Source organism: Christiangramia sediminis (assembly GCF_020552705.1).
GTDB classification, from domain to species: domain Bacteria; phylum Bacteroidota; class Bacteroidia; order Flavobacteriales; family Flavobacteriaceae; genus Christiangramia; species Christiangramia sediminis.
Genome location: NZ_JAJBZG010000004.1, coordinates 89,439 through 107,447, shown reverse-complemented (window position 1 = coordinate 107,447; position 18,009 = coordinate 89,439). Strand labels below are relative to the sequence as shown.

Annotated in this window: 21 protein-coding genes; 12 read left to right on the top strand and 9 right to left on the bottom strand. The window is 37.5% G+C overall.

The genetic code is table 11. The annotated features are described in order from the left end of the window. The first annotated feature begins 61 nt into the window (after positions 1–61). The 3 genes from LGQ90_RS08980 to LGQ90_RS08970 all read left to right on the top strand — a co-directional run bounded on the left by LGQ90_RS08980 (position 62) and on the right by LGQ90_RS08970 (position 2,457). Positions 62–514, top strand: coding sequence for an Lrp/AsnC family transcriptional regulator (locus tag LGQ90_RS08980; protein WP_229340290.1), 453 nt, complete (start codon positions 62–64; stop codon positions 512–514). A 215-nt stretch (positions 515–729) separates the two neighbouring features. Beyond that, on the top strand, positions 730–927 hold the full coding sequence (locus tag LGQ90_RS08975) for a DUF1328 domain-containing protein (protein WP_229340288.1): 198 nt from the start codon (positions 730–732) through the stop codon (positions 925–927). A 105-nt stretch (positions 928–1,032) separates the two neighbouring features. After that, positions 1,033–2,457: a hypothetical protein gene (locus LGQ90_RS08970; RefSeq protein ID WP_229340286.1), complete on the top strand. Its 1,425-nt coding sequence runs from the start codon at positions 1,033–1,035 to the stop codon at positions 2,455–2,457. Here LGQ90_RS08970 and LGQ90_RS08965 read toward each other — a convergent pair. Further along, the gene (locus LGQ90_RS08965) at positions 2,454–3,659 is read right to left on the bottom strand and encodes an MDR family MFS transporter (protein WP_229340284.1); all 1,206 of its coding nucleotides are present in this window, start codon (positions 3,657–3,659) and stop codon (positions 2,454–2,456) included. The two genes, LGQ90_RS08970 and LGQ90_RS08965, sit on opposite strands and share 4 nt — an antisense overlap. A gap of 79 nt (positions 3,660–3,738) precedes the next feature. Between LGQ90_RS08965 and LGQ90_RS08960 the strand changes: the two genes are divergently transcribed. Then, positions 3,739–4,353 carry a DUF1684 domain-containing protein gene (locus tag LGQ90_RS08960; RefSeq protein WP_229340281.1) on the top strand — a complete coding sequence of 205 codons (615 nt, stop codon included), beginning with the start codon at positions 3,739–3,741 and terminating at the stop codon, positions 4,351–4,353. A 6-nt stretch (positions 4,354–4,359) separates the two neighbouring features. Here the strand turns inward: LGQ90_RS08960 and LGQ90_RS08955 are convergent, their stop codons facing one another. The 6 genes from LGQ90_RS08955 to LGQ90_RS08930 all read right to left on the bottom strand — a co-directional run bounded on the left by LGQ90_RS08955 (position 4,360) and on the right by LGQ90_RS08930 (position 9,118). Then, entirely contained in the window at positions 4,360–5,448 is a 1,089-nt protein-coding gene (locus tag LGQ90_RS08955; RefSeq protein ID WP_229340279.1) for a porin, read from the bottom strand. Positions 5,449–5,588: 140 nt separating this feature from the next. Continuing rightward, on the bottom strand, positions 5,589–6,815 hold the full coding sequence (locus LGQ90_RS08950; protein ID WP_229340277.1) for an ammonium transporter: 1,227 nt from the start codon (positions 6,813–6,815) through the stop codon (positions 5,589–5,591). A gap of 31 nt (positions 6,816–6,846) precedes the next feature. Further along, positions 6,847–7,185 carry a P-II family nitrogen regulator gene (locus tag LGQ90_RS08945; RefSeq protein WP_229340275.1) on the bottom strand — a complete coding sequence of 113 codons (339 nt, stop codon included), beginning with the start codon at positions 7,183–7,185 and terminating at the stop codon, positions 6,847–6,849. 255 nt (positions 7,186–7,440) lie between these two features. After that, entirely contained in the window at positions 7,441–7,809 is a 369-nt protein-coding gene (gene crcB, locus LGQ90_RS08940) for a fluoride efflux transporter CrcB (RefSeq protein WP_229340461.1), read from the bottom strand. Continuing rightward, entirely contained in the window at positions 7,805–8,860 is a 1,056-nt protein-coding gene (locus LGQ90_RS08935; RefSeq protein WP_229340273.1) for an SRPBCC family protein, read from the bottom strand. Before LGQ90_RS08935 ends, crcB begins: the two co-directional genes overlap by 5 nt. Positions 8,861–8,929: 69 nt before the next feature. Continuing rightward, positions 8,930–9,118 (bottom strand): hypothetical protein, encoded by a 189-nt coding sequence (locus tag LGQ90_RS08930; protein ID WP_229340271.1) that lies wholly within the window; start codon positions 9,116–9,118, stop codon positions 8,930–8,932. Between the two features lie 46 nt (positions 9,119–9,164). Between LGQ90_RS08930 and LGQ90_RS08925 the strand changes: the two genes are divergently transcribed. Further along, a complete protein-coding gene (locus LGQ90_RS08925; protein ID WP_229340269.1) occupies positions 9,165–9,551 on the top strand; it encodes a pyrophosphohydrolase domain-containing protein in 387 nt (128 codons plus the stop codon). A gap of 75 nt (positions 9,552–9,626) precedes the next feature. Here LGQ90_RS08925 and LGQ90_RS08920 read toward each other — a convergent pair whose 3' ends face one another. Continuing rightward, entirely contained in the window at positions 9,627–10,694 is a 1,068-nt protein-coding gene (locus tag LGQ90_RS08920; protein ID WP_229340267.1) for a branched-chain amino acid aminotransferase, read from the bottom strand. 100 nt (positions 10,695–10,794) lie between these two features. Between LGQ90_RS08920 and LGQ90_RS08915 the strand changes: the two genes are divergently transcribed. The 3 genes from LGQ90_RS08915 (at position 10,795) to LGQ90_RS08905 (ending at position 12,958) form a co-directional block, all read left to right on the top strand. Then, positions 10,795–11,307, top strand: coding sequence for a DUF4920 domain-containing protein (locus LGQ90_RS08915; protein WP_229340265.1), 513 nt, complete (start codon positions 10,795–10,797; stop codon positions 11,305–11,307). Position 11,308: 1 nt separating this feature from the next. Further along, positions 11,309–11,983 (top strand): tRNA (5-methylaminomethyl-2-thiouridine)(34)-methyltransferase MnmC2, encoded by a 675-nt coding sequence (mnmC2, locus tag LGQ90_RS08910; RefSeq protein ID WP_229340263.1) that lies wholly within the window; start codon positions 11,309–11,311, stop codon positions 11,981–11,983. 72 nt (positions 11,984–12,055) lie between these two features. Next, positions 12,056–12,958, top strand: a complete 903-nt coding sequence (locus tag LGQ90_RS08905; RefSeq protein WP_229340261.1) for a TIGR01777 family oxidoreductase — start codon at positions 12,056–12,058, stop codon at positions 12,956–12,958. Between the two features lie 53 nt (positions 12,959–13,011). Here LGQ90_RS08905 and LGQ90_RS08900 read toward each other — a convergent pair whose 3' ends face one another. After that, positions 13,012–13,680: a YceI family protein gene (locus LGQ90_RS08900; RefSeq protein WP_229340259.1), complete on the bottom strand. Its 669-nt coding sequence runs from the start codon at positions 13,678–13,680 to the stop codon at positions 13,012–13,014. A gap of 154 nt (positions 13,681–13,834) precedes the next feature. Between LGQ90_RS08900 and LGQ90_RS08895 the strand changes: the two genes are divergently transcribed. The 4 genes from LGQ90_RS08895 (at position 13,835) to LGQ90_RS08880 (ending at position 18,009) form a co-directional block, all read left to right on the top strand. Next, positions 13,835–14,428 (top strand): nucleotide exchange factor GrpE, encoded by a 594-nt coding sequence (locus LGQ90_RS08895; protein WP_229340257.1) that lies wholly within the window; start codon positions 13,835–13,837, stop codon positions 14,426–14,428. A gap of 33 nt (positions 14,429–14,461) precedes the next feature. Beyond that, a complete protein-coding gene (dnaJ, locus tag LGQ90_RS08890) occupies positions 14,462–15,580 on the top strand; it encodes a molecular chaperone DnaJ (RefSeq protein ID WP_229340255.1) in 1,119 nt (372 codons plus the stop codon). A gap of 208 nt (positions 15,581–15,788) precedes the next feature. Beyond that, positions 15,789–16,718 (top strand): ABC transporter ATP-binding protein, encoded by a 930-nt coding sequence (locus LGQ90_RS08885; RefSeq protein ID WP_229340253.1) that lies wholly within the window; start codon positions 15,789–15,791, stop codon positions 16,716–16,718. Then, positions 16,711–18,009, top strand: a complete 1,299-nt coding sequence (locus tag LGQ90_RS08880; RefSeq protein WP_229340250.1) for an ABC transporter permease — start codon at positions 16,711–16,713, stop codon at positions 18,007–18,009. The genes LGQ90_RS08885 and LGQ90_RS08880 overlap by 8 nt, the downstream gene beginning before the upstream one ends.

Genomic DNA, 18,009 nt, shown 5'->3' with positions numbered 1-18,009 from the left:
ATTATTAGCTAATAATATATTTATGTTTAAATTTAAAATAAATTACACTAATATACTTTAAATGAATCTGGATAAATTAAACTGGGCCATCCTTGAAGAATTACAGAAAAACGCCAGGGCCTCTTTTTCTGAAATAGGAAGAAAAGTGGGTTTAACTTCCCCTGCGGTAGCAGAGCGGGTTAAGAAAATGGAAGACTCGGGGGTAATAAGTTCTTATAAGGTAAACCTGTCGCATCAAAAAACCGGTTATCAATTACGAGCGGTAATAACATTAAGGGCATTTACCGGAAGATTAAAAGCTTTTCTGGAAACGGTAAAAAGCTTTAAGGAAGTGATTAACTGTTATCGAATAACCGGGAATGAAAATATAATTATGGAAGTCGTTCTACATGATCAGGTGCATTTGGAGAAGCTTATAGACAGATTAATTACCTACGGAGAGACCAGAACCCATATTATACTTTCCAATGTTATTGAAGATGCTCCCATTAAACAACGTATGGGAGAATTCTAAACTCAAAAATTCCTAATATTCCTGAAATATTTAAATCTGAAAAGGTTCATTAACTGTTAAAATATTTATTTTCAGAGCCATAAATTAACATCTACTTATCAGGTGATTTTTTTTTAGTTAAAATGAATCCAATTGTAATTTTGTTATGAATAACGCGTCTAATATCTAATTAAATTTGTTTCAGAAGAAAGCAAGAAAAAGAAAAAGAGCAAGTTATGAAAAGCAAAGCATTATTATTTTTAATACTCGCATTGATTACAGGAGTTGTTGGATTTACCGGATTGTCATTTGACGGTATAGAGGTGATACGAGTAATGTTCCTGATTTTTGCAGATTTACTTGTAATTTCATTAATGGCTAAACTGTTTTTTCCAGATAAGCCAAAATTGAAATATCAGCCGGTAAATAAATAAAAATAAAGAAGAATCTTATTCAAAAGACCCGTTGTTTCCGCAACGGGTTTTTTTTATGGAATAATTAATGATGCAATTCATATATTTAAGCCTATTATCTAAATTATGAGAACATTACTACTGGCAGTTTTTGCTGTATTTAGTTTGAGCAGTTTAACTGCACAGGAATATAGAATAGTTAAAGGTGGTGTTACAGATTCACTTCCTATTCCCACGGGAGGTTCAGATACTTATGCTCTTTATACACCTTCAAATTACAATCCCGGGCAGGAGTGGCCGGTAATTTTTGTCTTTGATCCAAAGGGTCGGGGTGCTACTACGGCAAATTTATTCAGAGGGGCTGCTGAAGATCAGAAATATTTGATTGCTTCTTCTAATATCGATCTCAAATCTAAACCAATAGACAGTATCATAAAGACAGCAACAGCCATGATGAATGGAGTATTAAATTCATTCCCCGTTGATCCTGAAATGGTTTACACCGCCGGGCTTGGAGAAGGTGCCCAGGTAGGGTCTGCACTGCCATTAATCTATAAACAAATGGCGGGGGTGATGGCTATTGGTAATTCTTTTGTAAATCCTAAGTATTTAGATAGGAACAATCCTTATATGTTTATAGGCTTAGCCGGGAATAAAGATTATATGGTCTACGAGATGGAAAGTTATTTGAGATTCTACGATAACCTTAATTTTCCTACTGAGGTTTATTATTTCGATGGAAAAGAGGACGAATGGCCTAATACTTCGGTTATTTCTAATGCGATGTCTGGTTTTACTCTGGAGGCGATCAAGAATGGTGCACGTCCAAAAGATCAGGAATTTATCCAGAAACTTTATGAAGATGAGGTTGCCTATACAGAGACCTTGAGAAGAACCAGAAATTACTATGCGGCATTCGAAAAGCTTGAAAGAATGGAAGAAAAGTATAAAGATCTTGGGTTTGAAGATGAAATTGAAGATCGGAAAAAAGCCGTAAAGAAAACTGACGGTTTCAAATCTCAAAGAAGGGATTTTAATCAAGCTGTAGCTTTTGAAAAAGAACAACAGGCAGAATATGAATATTTGCTGATTGATGATATCATGACAGCCAATTTTCAGAATATAGGTTGGTGGGCATACCAGGTTGATGAACTGGAAAAACTTCAGAAGGGTTCAAACGATGCCAAATCAAATATGGCCTATCGCCTTTTGGGTTATCTGGATTTTCTTACTAAACGTGAGTTTGATAGCATTATTAAATCTAATGCCTCAATAGATACTAAAATATTTATGAGCGTGCTTAGAACAGCGATCAGTAAAAATGATCCTGAAGCTTATCTAAAAATTATCTCGCTTGCCGGAAGTGATGGCGATTATGAAACTGCCCTGCTTTACCTGGAAGATCTTCTAAAAACCGGATATGATGATATGGAATCCCTTTATAATATTGAGGGGGCTTTAGATTTACAATTTTCAGAAGAATATAATCAGATCATAAAGAAATATCTGGGAGAATCTAAGTTCTTTAGTGAAAATGCTGAAGAAAATTAAACTGTTTCTTTTTTCAGCAATCCTTTCAAAATCAATAATAATATACATGCAACAATAGCGAATGCGAGCATGGTATACCAGGTGAATTTAAAACCAAAATTATCTATAAGCTGCATCCCGGAGTTATGTCCAAAAATATGACTTACGGAAAAAGCGATGCTGTAAAGAGCCATATAGGATCCTCTTTTTTTACCATCAGATCGTTTCAAAGCAAAACTATTGGAAAATGGGAATGCGATCATTTCCCCGATGGTGACTAATAACATTCCCACAATGAGAACTCCCACCCAGTCGGTTAAGTTGATCACTAAAAAGCTCAATCCAGTGAGGATAGTTCCGAAGATCACATAGCCCGTGACAGAATGTTTTCTGTTTTCCATAAACTTTATGAGCGGCATTTCAAAGAGAAAAATTGTGAGTCCGTTAAGTCCTAATAAGAGCCCGATCTCAAATTCAGTAAGGGCGTGATGATCTGCATAGAATAACGGCATAGTGGAAAAATACTGGATAAAGATAAATCCAAAGATCATCATGGCCAGGATGAAAATTAAATAGAGTTTATCCTGCATGGCAGATTTCGCCTGAACAATAATATCTTCAGGCTCTACCCTAGCTCGTTTAGGATGTAAAAGTTTGAGAAGTAAGATCCCCGCCGCTAGACAGGTAAGACCGTCTACCCAAAAAAGTCCGTTGTAACCTGCGGTGGCAATTATAAATCCGCCCACAGCCGGTCCTGCTGAAAATCCCAGGTTTATGGCAAGCCTAATAAGAGTTACAGATCTGGTTCGATTTTCGGGTTTGCTATAGGCATTTATAGCCACAAAAACTGCCGGTCTAAAAATATCTGCCACGGTCATTACCAGGTAGATCCCAATACATATAGACCAGAAAGTAGAAGGGAACTGGAGTAAAACGAATAATATTGAGGATAAAATAAGGCTTAACGCCATAGTTTTATAATGTCCTATTTTATCTGTTAGCTTACCACCAAGCCATGAACCGGTTACCGAGCCAAGCCCAAAGAAAGTAAGGATCCAGCCAACTTCTTCCAGGCTAAAACCTCTGTTCCTGGTTAGATAAAGAGAAAGAAAAGGAATGACCATGGTGCCTGCCCTGTTAATGAGCGTAATAAGCGATAAAAGCCAGATTTCTTTTCTTAAGCCTCCAAAGGATTCAAAATAAGATCTAAATAATTTCCCCATATTTGGCGTTAAGCTTCCAAAATTAAATTAAATTTTCAGGCTTTTAATTATTAATTTTAATTGCTTCAAAAACACCTTAATGCGGACTGCAAAAAATATAAGTTTTAATCTTTTTATATTACTGTTTATTGTAAATACAGCAATAGCTCAAAAAACTGATCACATTGCCAGCGCAAAAGAATTTCAGCAAGAACTGGATAAGGAATATGCCAATCCTGAAGAAACTCCTTTAGAAAAGAAAGATCTTAAGGAGTTTAAAGGTCTTGATTTCTTTGAGATAGATCCAAATTTTATTGTGAAGGCTGAATTTGTAAGGACCCCTGCAGAAGCTCCTTTTACCATGCCCACCAGTACAGACCGGCTGCCAGTATATGTGAAATATGGTGAGTTATATTTCACGTTACAGGGAAAAGACCTTAAGCTTAACTTATATCAGAATCAGGAGTTAGTCCAGGATCCTGAATATTTTGATTACCTGTTCTTGCCTTTTACAGATCTTACAAATGGAAAAAGCACGTATGGAGGGGGAAGATATATAGATTTCAGGATTCCAGAATCGAAAGAGGTGATCCTTGACTTTAATAAAGCCTATAATCCTTACTGTGCCTATAGCGGCAAATATTCCTGTCCCATTCCGCCTAAAGAGAATGATCTGGAGATAGAAATATTTGCCGGAGTAAAAGCATTTAAATGAAGCTGATCAAAATGCGTAAATAGCAGCCAGCACAAAGGATGATAAATTATCTGTAGCCTGAAGATCCTGATCCAGGAAAACATCTTCAGAAATACTATCAAGACGAAGTTCCGGCTTTATGATCAAACCACCAACTGCATAGCTACCGGTAAGTGTGAAATCTAGAGATCTTACATCGGCTCCATATACCGGTCCGCCATCTTCCAATTCTTTGAAGTATTCCGCTCTTAGGCCGAGCCCAAAACTATCTGATAAAGCTATCTGGGGATAAAGAGCTGCGCCATAAAAGCCAACACCTTCGGTATCCTGGTAGGTTGTATTAAAACCTAAATAAAATGTTTCCGTGAGATCCCAGCCTGTAGTCAGATCAATTTGAAAAAGGGCATCGTCAGAAAGTGACTGTTCTCCATATATCAAATTAAGAAAGGCGCTACCGGAAGCATTAGAATATCCAAGCAGACCTCCAAAAGTGTATTTTCCAATGGGGTTAAATTCAGTATAATCTGTTGGATTCATAACTGCAAGCATCCCGGTCCAGTTATCATCAAAACTAAAATCAGCTTTTATTCCTGTATGGGAGAACGGTCCGTAGGAAAACATATATGAAGTGGAGTAATTGAAATTTGCCGCCGGGGAGATCACTTCATATCCTAAAAAAGTATTCCAGTTTCCTAAAGTAAATTTCAAGGCATCATTTATCTTATAATAAGCGTAGAGTTGATTGACAATATTTGTAGAAGGTTCTGAAAGAAATACTGCATCTTCCCCACGTGGGCCAAATACAAGATCGGCTACAAAGCCTATTTTATCGTTTTCATATCCAAGAATAATATTGGCCATGCCAATGGCGAAGCCTGGATCATTGGCAAATGAAGTAGCAGGAGCGGCTGGTATAAATGAGGCTTCATCTCCTCCTACAATTTCCTGGGATTTATTTAATCCGTTGAAATTAGTTCTAAAATAGGCATCTATACTACCATTAATGGTGAATTTTGCTGCTTCCTCTTCTTCCTGGGCGATCATTGTAGAAGTTGTTAAGGCTACCGGCAGTAAAAAGAGAAATTTTACTAATTTTGAAGACGTAATTGTTTTCATAATGATATTGATTAATAATTTGGTTTAACTTATTGTTTAGCGACTCTGGTTGATCTTAAATTGATCATGAATTATAAGCGGTTATGTTATACGGAGCGTTCTGCAAAACGCTCCGTTTTTTGTTTAAACAGCCTTAATTTTTAATGTTGCTTTATTCCGAAATCGGGGTAAGCATCCATTCCATGTTCGTGAATATCGAGGCCTTCGGTTTCTTCTTTGGCAGATACTCGAATGCCTATGGTAACTTTAAGCAGGTAGAAAATGATGAACGAACCAATAATGCAAATAGCGGCATAACATGCTACTCCTATGAGCTGATTGATAAACTGATCAAAACCGGCAAGTTTTCCGAAGATCCCTACGGCCAGGGTGCCCCAGATCCCGCAGATGAGGTGAACGGCCACAGCTCCAACCGGATCATCCAGTTTTAATTTGTCTATTAAGGCAACTCCAAGTACGATGATCACACCGGCAATGGCACCAATTAAGATGGCGTCTGTTGGAGACATCTGGTCAGCCCCGGCAGTTATGCCTACCAGTCCGCCCAGAATTCCATTTAAGAACATGGTAATATCATAATTTTTGTAGAGGACGGAGGAGAAGATAAATGAAGCTACTCCACCCGCTGCGGCAGCAAGACAGGTTGTTACCAGTGTAAGTGATGTTAATTCAGGATCTGCAGAAAGTACCGAGCCTCCGTTAAATCCAAACCATCCTAACCATAGTATGATCACACCTGCAGTTGCAAAAGGCATGCTGTGTCCGGGGAAAGCTCCTATTTTTCCATCCTTGAATTTTCCAATTCTTGCTCCCAGCAGCCATATCGCAACCAGGGCCGCCCATCCACCTACTGAATGTACCAGGGTTGATCCTGCAAAATCATAGAATCCCATTTCATCCAGGAATCCGCCACCCCATTTCCAGGAACCGGCAATGGGATACACGAGGCCAATATATAAGATCACAAAAATCATAAAACTGTGCAGTTTTATTCTTTCTGCAACAGCCCCCGATACAATAGTTGCTGCGGTCGCGGCAAACATTCCCTGGAATAGAAAGTCTGTCCAGTACGTGTAACCTTCGCTATAGGCGAGGTCCAGGCTGCCGTCTACCAGGGGACTACTTAATCCAAATCCCGCAAAGCCTATAAACCCGTTAAACTCACCGGGATACATCAAATTGAAGCCTAGCAGGCAGTAGAGCAGAAGTCCCATCGTAATAATAAAGATATTCTTGAATAGTATATTGATAGTGTTCTTTTGTCTTGTTAATCCTATTTCTAATAATGCGAAACCAAGGTGCATGAAAAACACCAGGCCGGTACAGATCATCATCCATACATTATTTATAGTTAATAGTCCTTCCATAATTTCTTAATAGTTAATATGCTTTAATAATTTATTTAAGGGATTCGCTGCCTTTTTCTTTGGTCCTAATTCGGTAGGCTTCGTCTATCGTAGAGACGAAGATCTTCCCGTCACCCACTTTGCCTGTGTAAGCAGTCTTTAAAAGAGTGTCCACAGTTTTCTCCATGAACGAATCGGTTACTACTATAGACAGATATCTTCTTTGAATATCTGCGGTGCTATAGCTAACACCCCTGTAAACATGACCTTCCTTTTCGTTACCAACTCCGGTCACGTCCCAGTAACTAAAGAAGGTCACCCCAATAGTATGAAGTGCTTTCTTAGTTTCATCAAACTCTGATTTTCGAATGATTGCTTCAATTTTTTTCATCTGTTTGTATTTATTTGGTATTAATCTGTCAGAGGAAATGAGCACTAATAATTTTATTTGGTCTTAAAATTAATGACAGCTCATTTCATATTAAATATTAATAATTGGTTAAATTTATAAAAATAGATGGGTGTACCCTTAAAAAAATAGGGTTGATGTGTAACTTTTACGATATAAAAATAAAACACCCCTATTATTTTAGGGGTGTTTATTTATAATTTAAATTTTTGGGAATTCTATATTGTAAATTGTTAACTAGAAGAACTTTGAGATTAAAATTCCGACAAGGACAGCCAGAATTCCCAGAATAATACTTCCGAAAAAGTATATGGAGAAGCTCAGATAGTCTCCAGATTTAATAAGGGAGTAATTTTCAAAAGAAAAGGTAGAAAAGGTTGTAAAACCTCCACAAAAACCTATTCCCAGCAAAAGATTGACGGGACTGTTAAGCAAGTTAGATTTCATGGCCCAGCCCAGAATGATACCCAACAAGAAACTTCCAAGAATATTTACCAGAAATGTTCCATAGGGAATCATTGAAGTAGCATTTAAATGTTTACTTATTAAATATCTTAAACTACTGCCCAATCCACCTCCAATAAATACAAGAAGAAGATTTTTAATCATTGTTTTCTGCTTTTACCTGCTCCAGAGGTATATAAATTTGGGTGATCCATTCCGCTGGATTAGCATTATCATTTGGCCCGGTTAAATAAACTTCAAAGGCTTTTGCATTTTCATCAGCCTTTAAGCCGTTTTTCTGAAGATAGGCATAAGAAGAATCCCATGCTTCTTTAAGGTTTTCATAATCACCTTTTAGAGTGGTCTTTAAAGTCCTCTGATTTGGCATAAACCCATTAAGTACGCTGCTTTCTGCTGTAGTAACCACCTCGCTGGGGGTGAAATAAGCGGCAGAATAAATCGCAGTTCCCTGCTCTTCATTCCATTCATTATAAAGAATAAAAGGTTTGCCAATCTGTTCGATATTATTTGAGGTCATGAAATTTCCTACTTCAGTGATCATTTTTTCCATTCTATTGTTAACCTGGCTTATCTTGCTCGCTGAGGTAATATACATATAGTAACCGCCACCATGCTGAGTGACCCCGTCTATATTAATAGAATAGCTATCCATTTTTAGGCGAATCTCTTCCTGTAGGTTATTGAGTCCTTTTGTAAACATTGGCTGCATCATTTCAGCAAGGCTTTGCTCCTGAAAAATAAATGCTGCTTTTTCCATAAAACTTTGTTCGCCAATCATTCCCCAGGTTACAAGGGTGCTGTCACCCTGCGGTTCAAATTTCCAGTAGACTTCGCTGGTAGATTCCCCAAAAGGGGTAATAAAGGTGATCTCCTGTTCCAGGCTACTATGCGGATTAGCTTTTTTTGTAATCATTTCACCTTCACCCATTTCTTCGCTTTGCCACGAGTAGGAAGCACCTTCTCCGCTTGTTTTCTCGCCGTATTCAATGATCATATCATCAGCTTCCTGAGACCATGGTTCCCAATCTTTCCATGTAGTAAAATCGTTTACTTCATTAAAAACAACTTCCTGTGGCGCTTCCATCATAAGTCTTTTCTCCACCTGAAATTTTCCGTCTTTGGTGGCGATGTATATCGAGGCTCCAATTATAAAAATGAGAGTTAAGAATAATAAGTACTTAAAGATTTTCATGTTTGGTATGATTAGGTAGTGCTAATATAATTAAATTAACAAATTGGGCGTAAGTTAATTCCTATGGAACTAATGATTAAGCTTGGTTTTAATGAAAAAAAGCAAGAGTATAAAAATTATAAAGCCAATGAGAACAAAAAAACTTCCCTTATAGTATTTGTTATGTAGTCTGGTATCTTTTCTGTAACTAAAGATCATTACAATTATAAAAGCAATTAGAAAAAGCCCTGCGAAAATGAGTTGTCCTGTAGAAAACATTTTGGTTATTTTTATGCAAAGTTAACTTTTTAAAGCTTGAATCAATATGAAGAAAAGAATTGCTGCCGTAAAAGAATTTCATTCGGCATTTGGATTGGGAATAGAAGAGAAACCGGTAGCCGACCTTGGAGAAAAAAAGAACCTGCTTCGGTTTAATTTAATGAAAGAGGAGAATGAAGAGTATCTGGAAGCAGCCAATAATAATGACCTCACTGAAGTTGCGGATGCTCTTGGAGATATGTTATATATTCTATGCGGAACAATTATCGAGCATGGGATGCAACACAAAATTGAAGAAGTTTTTGAAGAGATCCAATCCAGTAATATGAGTAAGCTGGGACCAGATGGGCAACCTATCTATAGGGAAGATGGAAAAGTCCTGAAAGGGCCAAATTATTTTAAACCCGATATTGCGAAAGTGCTGAAAAAATAATCTTATTTGATTTCTCCAGTTAAAATAAAAAAATCCCGGTTTCAAGCCGGGATCTTTACATTTATAGAGCTGGATTTATTTCACCTCATATCTCCAGCCAAACTTATCTTCCGCTTCGTTATACTGGATCTTCATTAGTTTATCCTTAAAGAATCTGGCATACGAATCTTCCATTTTTGGAAGTTCAAATTTTTGATCTTTATATCCAAAACCAGCAATCGGGTTTATAACGGTTGCGGTTCCTGAACCAAACATTTCTTTTAGCTCACCTTTTTCAGCAGCGTCAATAATTTCCTGAACGCTCACTCTCCTAACTTCGGTTTCGATATCAAACTCTTCGGCCAGCGTTAATACAGATTTTCTGGTTACCCCATCCAGAATTCTATCATTGGTTGGTGCAGTTACTAGTTTATCTCCTATTCTGAAAAAGATGTTCATAGTCCCGGCTTCCTCAAGATAATCGTGGGTATTAGCATCTGTCCATATAATTTGCTGAAAACCTTCTTCTTTAGCAAGGTTTGTAGGATAAAATTGAGCCCCGTAATTTCCTGCTGCTTTGGCAAAACCAACTCCGCCATCTGCTGCACGGCTATATTTTTCAGAAAATTTAACCCTCACCTCACCGCTATAATAGGCCTGGGCGGGAGAGCAAATGATCATAAATTTATATTCTTTTGCTGCCGATGCCGATACTCCGGCTTCTGTAGCGATCACAAAGGGTCTTAAATAAAGACTATTCCCAAATCCTTTTTTGATCCAGTCTTTATCTATTTTTAATAACTCTTCCAACGCATTGAAAAAATATTCTTTTGGAAATTCAGGAATTGCCAGACGTTTGCTAGACCTGTTTATTCTTTCAAAATTTTGATCTGGTCTAAAAAGCCAGATCTTATCCTCATTATCTTTATAGGCTTTCATCCCTTCGAACACCGCCTGACCGTAGTGAAAAACACGGGCAGATGGTTCCAGCGTTAGTGGACCGTAGGGTTTAATAACGGGGGCTTGCCATTCTCCATTCTTATAATCACACTCCATCATATGATCTGAAAAGACCTGCCCGAAAACCAGATTGTCAAAATTAGTTTCACTTATTTTAGATTGGGGAGCTCTTTGTATATCTATCATGGAGGTTGGATTTTTCATGGTTTAATAATAAGTCTACAAATTTACCCAATTAAAATCAGAATCAAAATCTAAAGTTTTGGTAAATTTGAATCTTTAGACCTTATAATACATATGAAATATGAAAAATAGCATCTTATTTATAGTAATTTTTATTGGATTTATTTCCTGTAAAAACTCGGAAACAAACAGTACCGAAGATCTCGCTGAAGTACAGCAAATACAGGAAGATTATAAAAGCTTTGGAGATAAAATTTCCGCGGAAAACAGTCTTAGCGCGGAAGAAATGAAAGTAAAATTTGAGAACTTAAAACCAGGAGATACGATCACCGCCAAATTTAAAACCACTGTGAACAGTGTATGTAAAATGAAGGGCTGCTGGATGACTCTGGATCTGCCCGAGGCAGAAGAAGATCCCATGGTGAAATTTAAGGACTATGCTTTTTTTGTGCCCAAAGATATCGAAGGTAAAGAGGTAATCGTAGAAGGTATAGCGTTTATTGAAGAAACCTCCGTAGACGACCAGAAGCACTTGGCGAAAGATGCTGGTAGAAGTGAAGAAGAAATTGGTGAAATAACAGAGATAAAAAAATCTCCCGGATTTCTTGCGCATGGAGTACTTCTAAAAGAATAAATTGGAAAGAAAGATTATAAAGACCGATGATGGTTCTGTAACCATACATTTACCTGAGTGGAATGAACAGTATCATTCTAAGCATGGCGCAGTTCAGGAAGCCAGACATGTGTTTTTAAAAATGGGATTGCATCATTTTTTGGAAACAAATAATTCAAAAGTAGTCTCTATTCTTGAGATAGGATTTGGTACAGGTCTCAATGCATTTCTCACACTGCTGGAATCTGAAAGACTTAATATTCAAATAAATTATACTGCCGTAGAAGCTTATCCGGTTCCCCCGGAAGAGGTGAAATTATTAAATTATCCTGAGGCTTCACAGGCCGAGGAAAAGACGGACCTTTTTTTAAAGCTACATGACATTGAATGGGGAAAATCATCATCAATTTCAGATCACTTCTCCCTCATGAAAATGGAGATGAAATTTCATGAGATCAATGAGAATAGTCTTTATGATCTTATTTATTTTGATGCCTTTGGAGCAAGAGTCCAGCCAGAACTTTGGACTGAAGAAATATTTGATATTATGTTCAAAGCACTAAAGCAAAATGGTGTCCTGGTAACTTACGCTGCAAAGGGTAGTGTTAGAAGAGCGATGATCGCTAGCGGATTTCAGGTTCAAAAACTTCCAGGTCCTCCGGGAAAACGAGAGATGTTAAGAGCTGTTAAAAATTAACCAGAATGCCGTTAAACCTCTAATAAAATAAAGCATGCTCAATTTGTCTTGTGTATCTTAACAAGAAAAAAAATGCGGATATTAATTACAGGTGCCACGGGATTGATCGGCTCTAAACTGAGTACTTTATGCCGTGAAGAAGGAATAAAAGTCAACTACCTGACTACCAGTAAATCAAAAATCAAAAATTATGATGATTATCAGGGATTTTACTGGGATCCTAAAAACGAGGTGATAGAAGGTGGATGTCTAAAAGATGTTCATACTATAGTTCATCTTGCGGGTGCAAGTATTGCAGAACCCTGGTCTGATTCTTATAAAAAGACCATTATTAAAAGCCGGACCCAAACCGCAGCCTTACTTCATAAAACTTTAAGCGAAAATTCCCATCAGGTGGAAAATTTCATCTCTGCCAGTGCTATAGGAGTTTACCCAAGCTCTCTTGAAAAATTATATTTTGAAGATGATAAAGTTGTTGCAGATAATTTCGTGGGGGAAGTAGTTGAAAAATGGGAAGCAGCAGCAGATAATTTTGAAAGCCTAGGTCTGGATGTAGCTAAGATAAGGGTAGGACTTGTACTTGCAAAAGATGGTGGGATGCTGGAAAAAATAAAGAAGCCAATTTCACTTAATATGGGAGCGGCTTTAGGAAGTGGTAAACAATGGCAATCCTGGATTCATATTGATGATTTGGCAGGAATATTTCTTTTTGCGATCAAAAATCAACTTACAGGAATCTATAATGCTGTTGCACCAAACCCGGTTACGAATAAAGAACTTACCAAAGAACTAGCGAGCATCATGGGAAAATCAGTTTGGTTGCCCAATGTACCTCCTTTTGCTTTAAAAGCTTTACTTGGTGAAATGTCCCAAATTGTGTTATCCAGTCAGTTAGTCAGTAGTGAAAAAATTGAGAGCGCGGGGTATAATTTCAATTATACCAATTTTTCCCGGGCATTGGCAGATCTTACTTAAAACAAAAAAGGCTGCCAGTTTTGGCAGCCTTTTTAATTCATATGAACAATGAATTAAGCTTTAGTAGCTTTAAGGTTGATTTTTAATGTAACCTCGTCATTAATGAACTTATCACCTAAACCATCAAAAACAGATTTAGAACCATAGTTCACATTCCATTTTGTACGATCTATAGTGAATTCTTCACTTGTAATTTCAATGTTCTCCCCATTATTAGAAATATTTACCGGGAAAGCAATGTTTTTAGTTTCTTCCTTTATAGTAAGGTTACCCTGTAGCATAGACTCACCTTCTTCTTCAGTAATACCTGTTACTTCGAAGGTAGCTTCTGGAAATTCAGTTACATTAAAGAAATCACCTTCTTTACCTTCAACAGTTCCTTTTAAGTGAGCTTCAAGATTAGATTTCTCCTCTCCTTCAAGATCTGTAACTTCAATAGACTCCATGTCTATCACGAAAGTTCCGCTTTCAACAACGCTATCGTTGGCCATAAAAGAACCATTCGCTACCTTAATAGTACCAGTATGAGTTCCTGTTGGTTTTTCACCTTTCCATTCAATTACAGAAGAAGCAGTATCAACTGTAAATTTCATAGATTCAGCTTCAGCAGTAGCAGCTTCTTTTGCTTCTGCAACATCAGCTTCTTTATTGTTGTCTTTACATCCGGTAACGGCCAGTCCAAGACCTGCGATTACGAACGCATTTAAAAATAATCTTTTCATTAGGTTTAATGATTTTAAAAGTTCGGCGCAAAAGTAAATCGAATAACAATCGGGACATCATAAAATTTTATTAAATATATCTTGTGACATTTTGACATTTAGTTTGAATTGGCAATGATTTTGACTTGAACTGCGTGAAAGAAAATTATAGAAAATGAGTCGAAAAGAAGATAAAATAAAAGACGATAACAAAGAGGTGAAAGACCAGGTTGAAGAAGCTATAGATAATGCTATTGATGAAGTGGATGAAAATGACGAGAATAATGATAAAGAACCACAATTAAAAGAGGATGAACTTACTGAGGAAGAGCGTTTGAAGGAAGATGTTCAAAAAGAAAAGGATAAGTTCCTACGACTTTTTGCTGAATTTGAGAATTATAAAAGACGTACTTCCAAAGAAAGACTGGATTTATTCAAGACTGCCAATCAGGAAGTCATGACTGCCATGTTACCAATAATGGACGATTTTGACAGAGCTTTAAATGAGTTAAAGAAATCTGGGGATGAAAATCTTCTAAAAGGAATTGAATTGATCCATAATAAATTAAAGGAAACGCTTAAAGCGAAAGGATTAGAACGAATGGAAGTAGAGCATGGCTCAGACTTTGATTCAGAAGTTCACGAAGCAATTACGCAAATCCCTGCGCCATCAGATGATCTTAAAGGCAAGATTGTTGATGTAGTAGAGCCCGGATATAAGCTTGGGGAAAGAATTATTAGATACCCTAAGGTTATAACCGGAAAATAAGAATCGCTTTTACAAAATTTGTAAAAACCCAACATGAAAGAAGATTATTACGAAATATTAGGCTTAAGTAAAGATGCTTCAGCTGCCGAGATAAAGAAAGCATATAGAAAAAAAGCTTTAAAGTATCATCCAGATAAAAATCCGGGCGACACTGAAGCAGAAGATATGTTTAAGAAATCGGCTGAAGCTTATGAAGTTTTAGGAAATCAAGAGAAAAGAGCAAAATACGATCGTTTTGGTCACCAGGCATTTGACGGTGGCGGCTTTGGCGGCGGAGGAGGTATGAATATGGACGACATTTTCAGCCAGTTCGGTGATATCTTCGGCGGCGGCTTTGGCGGTGGAGGATTTTCAGGATTCGGAGGTTTTGGTGGAGGCCAGCGCCGTGCGAAAGGTAGTAACTTAAGAATTCGCGTAAGTCTTAATCTTGAAGAGATCGCCAACGGATGCGAGAAAAAGATAAAAGTAAAGCGTAAAATACAGGCCTCGGGAACTACTTATAAAACCTGTAGTACCTGTAATGGTACAGGGCAGGTAACCCGTGTAACCAATACTATTTTAGGAAGAATGCAAACCGCATCTCCCTGTACTACTTGTGGCGGAAGCGGGCAAATGATAGATAAGAAACCTGAAGGCGCAGATGCACAGGGTCTTATAATTCAGGAAGAAACGGTTTCCATTAAGATTCCGGCGGGGGTTGAAGATGGAATGCAATTGAAGGTTTCAGGAAAAGGAAACGATGCTCCAGGAAATGGAATTCCGGGGGATCTTTTGGTGGCCATTGAGGAAAAAGCACATCCTAGCCTGCAAAGAGAAGGCGATAACCTACATTATGACCTTTATATAAGTTATTCTGAAGCAGCTCTGGGAACTTCCAGGGAAATTGATGCTGTTACTGGCAAAGTTCGTATCAAGATTGAAGAAGGGGTGCAATCTGGCAAGATACTTAGACTTAGAGGAAAAGGAATTAGTAGTATTAATGGCTACGGAAAAGGTGATCTTCTGGTACATGTGAATGTGTGGACGCCAAAAACCCTTTCCAGAGAACAAAAAGAATTTTTTGAAAGAATGGCTGATGATGAGAACTTCCAGCCAAATCCTGAGAAAAATGACAAGTCATTTTTTGAAAAAGTTAAAGATATGTTTTCTTAAAAGGAAATTTTAAGAAAAAATTTATATATTTGAGAATCACTAAGTCTTTTAGTGATAATTTTTCTTTTTCATAGCAATTTTTTTCCCATCCTTAATTTATTAAGGGTGGGTTTTGTTTTTAGAGAGGTTTTGAAAATTATAAAATCCTCTTAATAGACTTATACTCTCTTTCTATTTCTATATCTTTAAAACTTCTACAATACACTATATGGAAAATCTTTTGGTTGCGGAGAATATCTATAAACGCTTCGGAAATTTTACTGCACTCAACAATGTTTCAATAAATATCCCTCAGGAAAGTATTTTTGGACTTCTGGGACCCAACGGGGCCGGGAAGACCACTTTACTGCGTATTATTAATCAAATCACCATGCCCGATGAAGGTAAGGTCTATCTAGGCGGCAGGCCGTTACATCCAGATGATATCGCTCATATTGGATACCTGCCGGAAGAAAGAGGGCTTTACAAATCTATGAAAGTGGGTGAACAGGCGCTTTATCTGGCCAGGCTGAAAGGCTTAACCCGGGCTGAAGCTAAAGAAAGACTGCAATTCTGGTTCAAAAGACTGGAAATTGAAGGCTGGTGGGATAAAAAGATACAGGAACTTTCTAAAGGAATGGCTCAAAAGGTACAATTTGTCATTACTGTGCTACATCGCCCTAAATTGCTCATTTTTGATGAACCTTTTAGTGGATTTGATCCCGTGAATGCGAACCTTATTAAAGACGAGATTCTGCAGCTGAAAGAAGAGGGAGCCACGATTTTATTCTCCACTCATCGTATGGAAAGCGTAGAAGAACTGTGTGAATATATCGCCCTCATTCATAAATCCAATAAATTACTGGATGGGAAAGTTTCAGATATAAAAAAAGCCTATAAATCCAATACTTTTGAGGTAGGGCTGGACGCTGTAGATGAACCTACCTTAAAACGTGAGCTGGAAGACCGCTTTCAGGTAGGATCGGCGAATTATAAAAGTATTCAGAATGATCTGAAATTAACTATTAAATTAAAGGATAATGAATCTTCCAATGATTTAATCCAGTTCTTACTTACCCGGGCTCGTATCAATCATTTTGTAGAAGTAATTCCTTCAGTGAACGATATTTTCATTAAAACCGTGACTCAAAATGCGTAATTTAAGACTTATCATAAACCGGGAATACCTGGCGCGGGTTAAAAATAAGACCTTCATTGTGATGACTTTTCTGAGTCCGTTGATCTTTGTGGGGATGATATTGCTTATCGCTTATCTGAGCATGTTAAATAGCACAGAGCAAAAGATCATTGGGATATATGATGAAAGCGGAATGTTCGCCACCGAATTTAAGGATGGAGAACAGGTGCAGTATTTAGATTTTTCAAAAAAACCTTTGGAAAAGGCACGACAGGAAGTTCTGGATAATGAATATTATGGACTTATCCATATCTCAGATATAGAGCCGGGCTTAGGAAAACCAGCAGATATCGAATTTTTCGGAAAAGATACCCCGGGCTTTGGAACCATTGAAAATATAGAAAAAACAATTTCAGATAAATTAACCCGGGAGCAGCTTATCGCCAAAGGAATAGATGTTTCGGAAATTGATAAGGCAAGGGCAGATGTAAATGTACAGATCCAGAATTTTTCTGGTGAACGAAGCTCAAAAATGTCCAATTACATCAAAATGTTTTTTGGGGGAGCGGCCGGTTATTTATTGATGATGTTTATTATTATCTACGGGAATATGGTGATGCGGAGTGTGATTGAAGAAAAGACCAACCGGATCATTGAGATCATAGTTTCATCAGTAAAACCTTTTCAATTATTACTGGGAAAAATATTGGGTACTTCACTAGCGGGGATGACGCAATTTAGTGTTTGGGTTATTCTGGGAACCGTATTGCTATGGGGTATTTCATCTTTTCTGGGGATAGATCCTTATGCTGCACAATCACCGGCTTCAGCAGCCATCGAAAGTGCGGCAAGGCCTGAGATAAACCAACTGGTTATAGACATCCTTAAACTTCCCTATGCAAGTTTACTGGTCTTCTTTGTGATCTATTTTCTGGGAGGATATTTCCTATACAGTGCAATCTACGCGGCCATTGGTGCAGCTGTAGATAGCGAAACAGATACCCAGCAATTTATGTTTCCTATAATTTTACCTCTCATTCTTGGGATATATGTAGGCTTCTTTTCGGTAGTGGAAAATCCTCACGGGACGGTTTCAACTATATTCTCAATAATTCCCTTTACGTCACCAATTGTAATGTTAATGAGAATTCCATTTGGCGTACCATGGTGGGAAATTACTGCATCTATAATCGTTTTAATAGCCACTAATTTTGGTATATTATGGTTATCAGCAAAAATATATCGCGTGGGAATATTGATGTATGGGAAAAAGCCTAGCTATAAAGAACTGTATAAATGGCTTAAATATTAA